The organism is Frankia sp. AgKG'84/4, assembly GCF_023242965.2.
Taxonomy (GTDB): Bacteria; Actinomycetota; Actinomycetes; order Frankiales; family Frankiaceae; genus Frankia.
The window spans coordinates 1-11,750 of the sequence record NZ_JALKFU020000115.1 but is presented as its reverse complement, the minus strand read 5'-3'; the positions used below and the strand labels follow the sequence as shown (position 1 = coordinate 11,750).

The 11,750-nt window shown below is 62.9% G+C and carries 9 protein-coding genes; 2 read left to right on the top strand and 7 right to left on the bottom strand.

Annotated features, from left to right (window positions below):
- From MXD58_RS10165 to MXD58_RS10135, 7 genes are all read right to left on the bottom strand, one after another.
- A partial coding sequence (locus tag MXD58_RS10165; RefSeq protein WP_250609245.1) for an ArnT family glycosyltransferase occupies positions 1-1,083 on the bottom strand: 1,083 nt, incomplete at its 3' end.
- Positions 1,084-1,123: 40 nt separating this feature from the next.
- Positions 1,124-2,794 (bottom strand): sensor histidine kinase, encoded by a 1,671-nt coding sequence (locus tag MXD58_RS10160; RefSeq protein ID WP_248841283.1) that lies wholly within the window; start codon positions 2,792-2,794, stop codon positions 1,124-1,126.
- Positions 2,795-2,874: 80 nt separating this feature from the next.
- Positions 2,875-3,630, bottom strand: a complete 756-nt coding sequence (locus tag MXD58_RS10155; protein WP_248841284.1) for a response regulator transcription factor — start codon at positions 3,628-3,630, stop codon at positions 2,875-2,877.
- Between the two features lie 199 nt (positions 3,631-3,829).
- A complete protein-coding gene (locus tag MXD58_RS10150; RefSeq protein ID WP_308301937.1) occupies positions 3,830-4,999 on the bottom strand; it encodes a DNA cytosine methyltransferase in 1,170 nt (389 codons plus the stop codon).
- Positions 4,996-5,439, bottom strand: a complete 444-nt coding sequence (locus MXD58_RS10145; protein ID WP_284678155.1) for a very short patch repair endonuclease — start codon at positions 5,437-5,439, stop codon at positions 4,996-4,998. Before MXD58_RS10145 ends, MXD58_RS10150 begins: the two co-directional genes overlap by 4 nt.
- 622 nt (positions 5,440-6,061) lie before the next feature.
- Positions 6,062-7,723, bottom strand: a complete 1,662-nt coding sequence (locus MXD58_RS10140; protein ID WP_248841287.1) for a DEAD/DEAH box helicase family protein — start codon at positions 7,721-7,723, stop codon at positions 6,062-6,064.
- Entirely contained in the window at positions 7,720-10,053 is a 2,334-nt protein-coding gene (locus MXD58_RS10135; RefSeq protein ID WP_248841288.1) for an ATP-binding protein, read from the bottom strand. The genes MXD58_RS10140 and MXD58_RS10135 overlap by 4 nt, the downstream gene beginning before the upstream one ends.
- 174 nt (positions 10,054-10,227) lie before the next feature.
- Here MXD58_RS10135 and MXD58_RS10130 point away from each other — a divergent pair, with 174 nt between their 5' ends.
- Both MXD58_RS10130 and MXD58_RS10125 read left to right on the top strand, forming a co-directional pair.
- Positions 10,228-10,746, top strand: coding sequence for a polysaccharide deacetylase family protein (locus tag MXD58_RS10130; protein ID WP_248841289.1), 519 nt, complete (start codon positions 10,228-10,230; stop codon positions 10,744-10,746).
- A 62-nt stretch (positions 10,747-10,808) separates the two neighbouring features.
- Complete coding sequence (locus tag MXD58_RS10125) at positions 10,809-11,276, top strand: hypothetical protein (RefSeq protein WP_248841290.1); 468 nt, start codon at positions 10,809-10,811, stop codon at positions 11,274-11,276.
- Positions 11,277-11,750 lie beyond the last annotated feature (474 nt).

The following is an 11,750-nucleotide window of genomic DNA, read 5'->3' as shown; positions in this document are numbered from 1 at the left end:
GCCCGTCCCCGTTCCGCCCTGCAGCGCCTGGCCGGCCGCACCGGCTGCGGCGCGGCGCGCGGCGCCGCCACCTCCGGTGACGCTGCCGGTCTCGTTACCGGTGATCCGGCCGAGGCCGTTGTACCCGATGGTCAGCTCGAGCAGGCTGTTGTGCTGCGAACCGCCGATGTACGGGCGGGAGGACGCCGGCACGAGCTCCACGATCGCGATGAACAGGCCGGCGGGAACCAGCAGCCCGAGGCCGCCGAGGAGGGTGTCGCGCACCCGCTTCCAGAACGTCGCCGGGGCGAACGCCAGGTACACCAGCGCGAAGACCGGAACGACGACCAGCGCCTGGAGCAGCTTCGTCAGGAACGCGAAGCTGACGAACACCCCGGCGAGCACCATCCAGCGGGCGCTGGCGTGCTCGACGGCGCGCAGCGTCGCGTAGGCGCCGCCGATGAGCAGCAGGACGAGCAGCGCGTCCGGGTTGTTGAACTTGAACATGACCGCGGCGATCGGGGTGAGCGCGAGCACGGCACCGGCGATCAGGCCCGCCGCGGCGCCGGCGTACCGGCGCACCGTCTTGTACAGCAGCCCGACGGAGGCGACGCCCATCAGCGCCTCGGGGACGAGGATGCTCCACGAGTTCAGCCCGAAGATGCGCGCCGAGAGAGCCATCACCCACAGCGACGCCGGCGGCTTGTCGACCGTGATCGAGTTACCGGCGTCCGAGGAGCCGTAGAAGAACGCCTTCCAGCTCACCGTTCCGGCCTGGACCGCCGCCGAGTAGAAGGAGTTCGACCAGCCGGAGGCGCCCAGATCCCACAGGTACAGCACCGCGGTGCCGATGAGCAGGACCGCCAGCGCGGGCCGCACCCAGCGGGGATCGCGGGTGTCCGCGGTACCGGTCTCGGCGGCCGCGCCGGCCTGCCCGGAGCCGCCGGACCCGGCGATCTCGTCGGAGCTCAGGCCGGCTTCGGTCGGCGCGTCCGGGTCCGCTGGTCGGGTCGGGTCCGCTTTGGTCCACGGCATCCGGTAGCGCGGTCCGTGGGCGGGCCGACCCCCGGCGTCGGGGATCGGGTCGGTGAGAGTCGACGACATGGGATCACCTTGACTCCCAGACCTTTCGGCTCCTTGTGCCTTACCTGTGCGCAACCTGTGAAGCTGGTTGCGCGGGCAGCGGCGCGGACTGGGGGAGACGCACGATGAAGGCCGTGCGGCCTGGTTGGCTCTGCGCCTCGACTCGGCCATGGTGCGCTTCGACGACGGCGGACACGATCGCGAGGCCGAGGCCGGTGCTTCCGGCGGCGCGGGAACGTGAGCTGTCGCCGCGGGCGAACCGCTCGAAGACCTGCGGCAGCAGCTCCGGGGCGATGCCGGGACCTTCGTCCACGACGCCGACGACGACTTCGCCGTCGGCCAGACTCAGACTCGCCGTCACCTTCGTCCCCGGCGGGGTGTGGGTTCGGGCGTTGGCCAGCAGGTTCGCGAGGACCTGGTGGAGCCGGGCGGAGTCGCCGGTCACGGTGACCGGCTCCTCGGGCAGGTCCAGGGCGAAGCGATGTTCGGGCGCGGCCACGTGGGCGTCGCTGACGGCGTCGACGACGAGGCGGGAGATGTCCACCGGCTCGTGTTCCAACGGCCGGCCCGAGTCGATCCGGGCGAGCAGCAGCAGGTCCGAGACCAGCGCCGTCATCCGGGCGCTCTCCGACTCGACGCGGCTCATCGCGTAGGTGACGTCGGGCGGCACCGGTTCGTGGGTGCGCCGCGTCAGCTCCGCGTAGCCGCTGATCGCGGCGAGCGGGGTGCGCAGTTCGTGGCTGACGTCGGCGAGGAACTGCCGCATCCGCATCTCGCTGGCGTGGCGGGCTTCCAACGCCCCGCCGATGTGCCCGAGCATCCGGTTGAGCGCCGCGCCGACCTGCCCGACCTCGGTCCGCGGATCCGTGTCCACCTCCGGCACCCGCACGGACAACGCGACCTCGCCGCGGTCCAACGGCAGCTCGACGACCCGCGACGCGGTCGCCGCGACCCGCCGCAACGGCCGCAGCGTCACCCGTAGGATCACCGTGCCCGCGACCGCCGCGAATGCCACTCCCACGAGCGCGACCACGCCGCTGACCAGCGCCATCCTGGTCAGCGTCGCGTTGACCTGCTTCATCGGCAGGGCGGTGACCAGCGTCAGCCGGCTGTCCGGGGTGGGGAAAGCGAAGATCCGGTACTCGTCGGACCCGAGAGTGCGGGTGTGGGGACTTCCGTCGGCGGGCACGGAGGCCACCGTCGCGTTCTGGGCGGCCGTGAGCGGCTGGGCGCTGTCCACGGAATCGATGTACTCGGCGTAGGTACCTGTGTCGTCGATGACCGCCGCCACTGTTCCAAGCTCGACACCCGGTCCGAAGAACCTGTCGAGCAGGGCGGAGGCGGACCCGCTGTACAACGTGGTGACGGCGGTCGACGTCGGGGTGGCCGTGGTGGCCGCGGTCGCGGTGGTCTGGAGTGAGGTTCTGGTGCCGTAGCCGTTGGTGCCGTAGCCGTAGCCCGCCCCACTGCCGGAACCGGACCCCTGGCCGGGTGAAGACGGATTCGAGCCCAACCCCCCGTTCGGTGGCAGCACGCCGACCGACGGGCCGTCGAGGTTCAGGACCCGGACCCACCGGCCGCTGGTCTCCATCAGCCGGTGGTCGAGCTGGTCGAGCAGCACCCCGCGCAACGCCACCGCCGTGACGAACACGATCGCCATCGACACGGTCGCGAGCAGCGCCATGAGCAGGGCGATCAGCCTGGTGCGCAGCGGCCACCGCGACGGGGCCATCGTCCGCCCGCGTCGGGACCGACGCCGTCCCGGCACGCGACCTGGGACCACATCGGGGTGCTGCGCGGTAGCCATCGTGATCAGATCCGGCGGGACGCGGACGAGGTCGAGACCGAACCGGCGGACAGCGCGGCGTCGGGCGCCGCCTCCGCCGGCCGCAGCACGTAACCGGCGCCACGCATCGTGTGGATCATCGGGGGGCGCCCGACGTCGATCTTCTTGCGCAGGTAGGAGACGTACAGCTCGACGACGTTCGCCTGGCCGCCGAAGTCGTAGTTCCAGACCCGGTCGAGGATCTGGGCCTTGGAGAGCACCCGGCGCGGGTTGCGCATGAAGAAGCGGAGCAGCTCGAACTCGGTGGCCGTCAGGTGCACCGGGACGCCGGCGCGCTCCACCTCGCGGCTCTCCTCATCCATCGTCAGATCGCCAACCATCAGCCGCGCACCCTGCAACGCCTCCGCGCTGCGCGCCGCCCGCCGCATCAGCCCGCGCAGCCGTGCGACCAGCTCCTCCAGGCTGAACGGCTTCGTCACGTAGTCGTCGCCGCCAGCCGTCAGCCCGGCAACCCGATCTTCCACGGCATCGCGGGCGGTCAGAAACAGCACCGGCACGTCCGGGCTCTCCGCCCGCAGCCGCCGCAGCACCTCCAGCCCGTCCATGTCCGGCAGCATGATGTCGAGCACCACCGCGTCGGGCCGGAACTCCCGCGCCAGCCGGAGCGCGGTGCGTCCATCACCCGCACTGCGCACCTCCCACCCCTCGTAGCGCAGCGCCATCGACAGCAGCTCCGCCAGTGTCGTCTCGTCGTCCACCACGAGTACCCGCACCGGTTGCATAACGGCCAGCCTCTCCCGGATCCCTTGGCGTTGCCTAGGCCCCAGCTGTGAACTTCCTGTGAGTCACGGAGGGTGCAGAAGGGACGCACGGGTCGTCGTGGGGCAGGAACGTGACGATAGTGGTACCAACGCGCTTCAACTTGCTACGGCAGCCGAGCTTCATCAGTGATGCCAAGGCAGGCTCAGTGCAGATGCGCTGTTACCTCATTGACATTGATTCCCTGAACCGCTCTGCCAGGAGCTTGGCAACGGGAGTAGCAACCGCATTCCCAATCGCACCCATGCTTCGGGACCGCGAAATCGGAAACTCGTAGTCATCGGGAAAACCTTGCAATCGTGCAGATTCGCGAACAGTCAGGTACCGCAGGGATCCATCGTCGAAGCGTATCATTGCTTCCCCCCCGCTTACACCATGAACGCCAGCCTTGATGGCTTTAGCCGGCCAATCATATGGGCTGCCAGAGTGCTTGGGATAAGCCCGCGCTCCTGGTATTCCCTCGTGGTTCTTGAAATCCCTGGATGCAACGCCATTGATTGGCTTCGGCAAACCGCAGACTGCATCTCGAATAGTTTTCCATCGCGCACTGAATGGCCGCCCACGTTCTTTGAGATCTCGTACCCTAGAATCGATACCCTCGGGCATTTCCGGCATTGCAAGATTGTGTTCCGACCAGTAATCTCCCGTGACCCATTGATCATAAAGTAGCGCGTCTCGAGAGTGACTGCCAGAAAATTCGGGCCAGAAATCAAGGATCTCTAGATCCGCTCGGATAGCAATCAAAAAGACGCGACGCCGATTCTGCGGCAGGCCAAAATCGGCAGCATCAAGAAGATGCTGGGTAACATGGTAGGACTGATTTACGGGGCCGGACATCTTCACCCGCTCGTGGTGTTCGGTCCACAGCTCGTTATCGCGGGCGATAACAGAAGGTTTTTCGAGCTGGTTTCGAATGTAGGAGAAATAGGGCAAGAAGGAGGGGCGAGTCAACCCGGGAACATTCTCAAACAATACAAATTTGGGATTGAATTTGCGTACCGCGTCCAACGCGGCTGGAAACATATTTCTCTGATCTTCATCGCCGGCGTGAACGCCGCCCAACGAAAATGGCTGGCATGGCGGTCCGCCTGCGATCAGGTCGATATCCCTTTCAGGAAAATCTGAGCGCCCTAGCCAGGTCCGAACGTCCTGTTGGTGAACATCTTCCTCGCGCCATAGTCCAGGTGTGAGACGCGCATTGTGCCGCAGAATGGAAGCTGCCGGCTTCGCCCATTCAACGAGTGCGGTGTGCCGGAATCCGGCATGTCGAGTTCCAACAGCCATGCCTCCTCCGCCCGCGAACAGCTCGATGGAGGTAAGGGGTCTCTTCACCTGCCAGCACCTCCACCACTGCCGCGCACTGCCATTTCAATCAAGTCGGCAGTCTTCGATACATCGCGCTCAACATCAGAAGCCCAAACTCGAATCACACGCCATCCAGCAGCTTCTAGAGAGGCCGTGACCGCTTGATCACGCGCAATATTACGGCGAATCTTCGCCTTCCAAAATTCGGAGTTTGAATGCTGAAACTCATCCTCAAAGCAAGCGAGCCCACGCAGACGCCAGCCATTGCCATGCCATCGGTCGCCATCAACAAAACAAGCAACTTTCGCGGAGCCGAAAACTAAGTCCGGTCGTCCAATAAGCGAATTTGAAACACGATAGCGCAGACCGCGACGGTGGAGCTCGCGGCGCAATGACATCTCCGGCCGCGTGCCACTCGACTTCACTGATGCCATTATGCGAGACGTGACTTCGGGATCTCGAGTCATTGGCTTGTCTCACCTGCTCGCGCAGGGTAAGTGGCGCCGCGATAGTATTTTATGCTGATAGCGCAACGATCGGATATGCGTCTGTGGCGTACCTTCTCGGCCTGGGTAACTGGGTGTTCTAGTGATTCCAGAATTATGATGCAGGCTTCATGAAGGGGGGTTGTAGACAAATAGTTAATGCATGCCCAGACTAAATGTCGGAGATTCTGTTCCGAATCCCACGCAACGTAAAACGTAAAATTACCTAGAGATGCGAGGCAATGAAACGGCTTAACTCCAGCGCTATTGTCAACTACTTTTGCCGAAGGCCCTAGCGCATGCGTGACCAGCTGATCCGGGGTCGGCCCCTCCGCAGCGCCAAACTTCGCGTACCGGCCTGTGCCGAGCTTGGCACGCCCGTACTCCTTCATTGGTCCGTCCTTGATCCATGAGCGCGCATTCTCGCTGCTCATGTACCGCTTCAAAATGCCGCCGATCTCAGGAGCATTTACCCAGTCGTCATACAACGCTGTCCTAGTGTTGAGGGGCAGATGGGACCAATCGCGTTGCTCTGCGGCGGAATAGAGGGCTCCGACGATCAGATCAACTTGATCCTTTGGCACGCGTCTGGAGCCTCCGCCGTTCATACAGCGGGAATGCCAGGATCGAGGAACTGTAGGCGTGCGTCATCGTTAGCCGTCTCCAAATTTGCAGCATCCATGATCCACTGCTCTAGGAGCGATTCCGCTTTTGCGTCGCTAAATGTGATACTCGGCTGGGGCACGTCAGGGAGTATCTCGATATCAGTAGCGGCAACCTGGCGGCGGAGGTTCAGCAGCGCCGCAACACGCCTCAGGTCGCTAACAAAATCAAGTGCGATCACCTTGTGTTTACCTTCGCGCAGGCGAAGTCCCCGCCCGAGTTGCTGCACGAAGATCCGCCTACTATGCGTGATACGAGCGAAACAGATGATATTCACATCTGGAACATCTACGCCCTCGTTAAGGAGATCAACTGCAGTTAGAATCGGGATCCTGCCAGATCGAAAATCAAGGAGTCGAAGTTGGCGCTCCCGGAGTCGCAGACCTTCGTGGATTGCCTGCGCATTTCTCCACTCGGGGGACTTCCGCAACAGTCCTGCCATCCGCTCGGCGTGTTCCTTAGTTTGACAGAAAACAATCGCTCGCGGATCCAGGGTCGATCTCCATGCCTCCTGCAGCTCGTCGATTAGAGCTTCGTCTCGTTGAGGCAGGAAAAGTTTCGAATTCAGCTCTTTCATTGAATAGGAGCGTCGAGAGGCCGCTTTGACGATCTCCCAGTCTATATTGTCGAGAAAGAGGCGATAATCGACTTGCGCCAAATATCCAAGACGCATACCCTCGCCGATTCCAAGCTTGTAAGATGCCGGGCCGAAGTGACTTTCGATATCATATTTATCGCCGCGCCATGGTGTCGCTGTGACGCCGAACTGACTGCTTGCCTGTAGGTGCTTTAGAAGCTCGCTATACTGCCCATCATTACCAACGTGATGTGTCTCGTCGACCATGACTAGAGACGGCCGATAGCCAGCCAGTGTGGCTCCAAGCGCACTAGCAACCGTCGCAAACGTTACGCCCGAAAGGTCTCTCGGCTTCGTGTCTCCGGTGAGTACCTGGGTCTTAACCGTCTTTGGTAGATGCCTCCACATTGCTCGCTCGAGCTGACTGACAAGATCTTTGGTGTGGGCCGCGACCAGAACTTTTGCGTCCCGTGAGAGCGACAAAAAGTTGAAAATTACCTCACCGCCGACCACGGTCTTACCCAGACCGGTTGCTAAAACTAGAAGCGCCCGGCCTTCATTTTCGAGATCGTTTATTAGGGCCGTGACGGCATCGCTTTGATAGTTTCGCAGTCTAATGCGATCCGGATCTTCTGGCGCTTCATTCCATAGAGCCATCAGATCGTTACCGGTCCAAAAGTCAATGCGCTGCCCGGTCCGGGCGAGTACTTGGGCCCGTGCGATTGCATCCCGAGTAGGCCTGACATTTGTTACAACAACGCCACGGTGGGATCGATAATGGTCCATTGCGGTGGACAACTCGTCGACCGCGTTACGTGGCACGGCCCCCTGTCTTTGCCATTTCGCTTGGAAGACCCAGGATGTTCCTCCAATTGTCGCTAGTATGTCACCGCCCATGTCTCCAGATCCGTCAATGTTGGAGATATTCGAGTACCCTAGAATCCCAAGAAGCCGTTCCACCTGCGCGGTGAATCGTTGCTGTCCGCCGAGGATGAGATTTATTGGGCTGACGAATGATTCGCTCACAGGGTAGCCTCGGGCTGATCTACCAACTCCAACTCTAGAAGTCGGCAGCTCAGCCGCCCCCTATTGAGCTCGTCCGGACGCCGTTTAGCCTGCTGCTCGGCTAGTTGCCCGACATCGTCTAGATAGCCGATCAGCCTATTGACAGCCAGGACGCGAGCGTGACCATCCGTGAAACTCGCATAAGGAGCTCGCAGGACCCTGCCGTCGAGGAAGTCGGCCGGACGCTGCTGGATGATACGGGACAGAGCTGAAGCGGAAACGTACATCACCCACGCCCCGCTCTCGCGGGCGTCTTGCCAGTCAACGCCGCTGCCCTCGAACGCGAACCGCTGCTCGGCGGTAGCCTGCTCGCTCTCAACAACGTAGGACCAGAAGCCCTGAGAGTTTCCGGAGATGACTCTCTGCATCGCTCGGCGTATACGGTCGAGTATCGCTTGGGCGGTAGCGCCCAGCGCGGCTGGCGTGAGCCTCTGATCGGGTAGGCAGCGTTCTTTTAGTCCTGCGATGATAGAGCTGAGCGAGCGATTGCTTCCCCGGCGTTCGCGTATATGTTCGGCTATGCCAAGTACCGCGTATTCGCGCGGGTCACCGCCAAACGTGGTAAATAGCATGTGATCGAAATCAACGAAGACGTGCACATCCGGACCGCGCTGCTGCTGAACGAAGACGGGCACGCGTTCCCCGCTGGTATCGGTTACCTCGCTTCCGCTGATCCCAAATACTGTTACCTTAAGCGCCGTACCGAACCCCGGCAGAGAATACTCGCCTGAGACGTCAAACAGCTCTTCGCCGACCTTTCGGTAGCGATCCTGCTTCTGATCTTCCGTCTCGCGAAGCGGTAGCTCGTTGCTGGTATCTGTTTGAGTCCTGACGGGTGCAGGTATGTCAAGTCGGTCGCGCGCACTTCCGTCGGGTTCTAACGGGATCTCTGGTGTAGACGCGGCGGCGCGAGCTTTCGATTCGTCGTGCTGTTTAGCTGCTTCGTACCAGATATGGTCGCTTTGATACTTCTGGTCGCCATCGCGAAAGAGGCCGCCCCACTCTCGAGCTTTAGCATGAATCGAACTCGAGCCGTCTCCAGGAACAAGCCACTTTAGGCCCGGATCTAGGCGTCTGTATCCCGTGAAGAGGCGGCCAATAGGAGATTCGTTCGATGGGTATCCGTTGTCTCTCGCGATATTTGGTCTGAGTGGACCTGCGCCGCGAAGCGTTCGAACGACGTGCTTCCATTCAGGAGTCTCATACTCGAATGCGTTCTTCTGGTAGTTTACACGGACGTGGTCTATGTGGATCTCGCCGATGATTCGGCCTTCATTGGGAACCTCGACGGGATATTCGACTTCGGCCCGGCTTCCTGGCTCATTTGGATCCTCCCAGGAGAATAGGCGCACGTCCCGAATAAGGATCTTGCGGCCATTTCGCAGAAAGTCGATCCCGTAGTCTGATTTATGAGAATAGCGCTGAATCCCCACCCACCCAAAGATCCGGCGATCGCGCCACTCCAGGCGAGATTCTCCGCATTCCTCGCACTCTTTCGCCGTGAGATCCTGCCAGCGTCCACAGGACATGCAGGCTTTCATGGGCTTTAGTGGACTATCGATTTCAATGAATGCCGGGTACCGTGTGTTTCGCTGAATGGTTGCGCGGTTCTCGCCCCATGCGCAAGGCATTATTGGTGGTACGGCTTTACCGTCGAGTCGGAGAAGAAATCCTTTTTCTCGCAGGAGATACGAATAGACGTCACCAAGTGCGCGGCGAATCTTGGCTTGCTGTCTTGAGAGGAGCTCGTGTTGTTCTTGTTTAAGGTTGCTGATGATGACTTGTGTGCCGTGCTCGGCGGGATCGTCTTTTTGTTCTCGAATTACTGGAACCACGAAACTGTCCCGTGATGCCATTTTCTGAAGGTTGAGGGTGACGCTGATCCATTCGGGGTCGCCCGCTCGTGTCGTTCTGACGGTCGTGGTATTTCCCATGCGGGCAGTGGCGATGTTGAATCCCATGCCGAACAAGCCAAGTTTTCCGTATCGAGCATTGCTGGACCAGCCGGCAGACAGGGCGCTGTTGAGATGCTCGATACTCATGCCACGCCCGTTGTCGCTTACCCACACCTGGGCATCGCGATGGTCGGAGGTTCTGCTCGGCAAACTGATCGCGACTGTCGGTGCAGCCTCATCCCGTGGGTGGGTCAAGAAGTCGTCAAACGCGTTGTCGATGAGCTCGGCAAGACATTGCCAAGGCGCAAACTCGATATCTCCGAGGACTGTCAGGAGACGCGGGTGAGGGGTGACGTCGATGCTCTCCTCGTCCGGGGTCGCATCTCCATAGACCATGTCTCTCGTCCTCCGTGCTAGTCCGCGCCCCGGATGCTGGGGATATGACCATATCGGGTGAGATAGGCCGGCCTACACCGGACGGCGGGATCCGGGTGATAGTTGCGCTGATCGCGTTGTTGGGTCGTGCTGCGGCCGAACGCGCATCGGACGGTCGCAAAGCGGTTTATGCAGGTGAGCGGTGCTCTGCGCGTCAAGATTCACCGGATGGCGGCCAGGGGCGGGTGGGACTTCGGGTCCCACACCCACCGGGTGCATGCGCGGACGCAGATCGACGCCGAGGGCACGACGGCCTCCGAGGTCGCCTCCCGGCGCTGGCTGCCCGAGCTCGGCCGGCGCGAGACGCTCGCCGAGTTCACGCGGAAGATCCAGACCGACATCGGTCGTTCGGTGACCGGCCTGACTAGCCGCGGGCTGGCCCGGCCGACGCTGTTCGCCTACCCGTTCTCCGAGCTCAACGAGAAGTCCAGCGTCGCCTTCGACACGGCCGCGACCGCGGCGACCACCCGCATTCTGGACGCGACGTTCACCGCCGCGTCCACCAACCGGTCGGCGTCGCCGCCGCCTCGCCCTGCGCAGTTGAGGTCACGATCGACACCATGCCGGCGCCGCTGCTCGCGAAGGTGCGCGCGCACACGCCGATCACCCGGGTCAGGCCGATCTGTCCGCCGACGCGGGCCGTTGGGCCGGTGACGACGACCGGCCTCGGCAGCTGACCGTCGAACGCGGCCACCGCCGACTGGGGCTCTTACACCGTGGTGGCGACCGTCGGCGGGCTGACCGTGCCGGCCTCGGCGGGGGCGGCGCGCCTCAACGGGGACCGGTTCGGCTCCCTGCTGCTCCGGGCCGGGGCCGAGCAGCCCGTGTCGGCGCGGGTCGAGGCGGACACGGTGAACGTGATCGCCGGGACCGGTCGGGCCGCCCATTCGCTGGCCGCCATCGCGCTGACCCCGGCGGACAGCCACGAGCGGGCGATCACCGTCAGGCCCGGCGCGACCGTCATCAGAGTCAACGGCGTCGCCCGTTACACGGTGGTGGCGGCGGGGCGGCCCGCGGACACCGGCGGCGTCGGTGTCGGTGTCGGGCTCGACCGGGGATCGTCCGGGCTGGCTCCGCCGACGTTGACACGACTCACGGTGCCGGCTGGCCCGGATGTGGGTCCCGACCGGGCCACTGGTCGCGGACCCGTTCGTGGCGGTGTTGATCTCGTTGCTCGGGGGTGAGGAGGCGGCGGGCCAGGCGGTACCCGGCTGGCGGGCCGAACTTCCTGGGGGCACAGTGTGATCTGTCGCGAGGGTGACCACCAAACTGCCCCCCAAGAGAGGGTTCATCAGGCCAAACTGGGTACGTGCACCGCATGGCTCGACACCGTCGTCCTCAGTCCGCCGGTCATGGCGCGCGCTCCCGCGTTGCGCGCCGGGTGGTACTGCCTACCGCCACCCTTCTCACCGCGGGAGTTGTCACCGTGGGTACTGCGTTCGCCTGTCCCGGATCCTCCGCCGCGACCACGCGGTCCACCGCATTTCAGGGGAACGGCGCCGTCGTCGCCACCCCGGTGCGGGCCGCCGACACCCGCTCCCCGTCCACCACCGACGCCGACGCGATCGCCGAGGCGGTCCGGGGGGTGAGTCCCACTGCGTGGTGTAGATCGGGAGCGGCTGGTTGATCGTCCGGGGTGCGGGTGTGTCGCTCCGAGA

Excerpts from the sequence above, each read along its gene's own strand:
- MXD58_RS10160 (WP_248841283.1), bottom strand. The coding sequence starts at position 2,794 with ATGGCCCCGTCGCGGTGGCCGCTGCGCACCAGGCTGATCGCCCTGCTC.
- MXD58_RS10155 (WP_248841284.1), bottom strand. The coding sequence starts at position 3,630 with ATGCAACCGGTGCGGGTACTCGTGGTGGACGACGAGACGACACTGGCG.
- MXD58_RS10145 (WP_284678155.1), bottom strand. The coding sequence starts at position 5,439 with ATGACTCGAGATCCCGAAGTCACGTCTCGCATAATGGCATCAGTGAAG.
- MXD58_RS10135 (WP_248841288.1), bottom strand. The coding sequence starts at position 10,053 with ATGGTCTATGGAGATGCGACCCCGGACGAGGAGAGCATCGACGTCACC.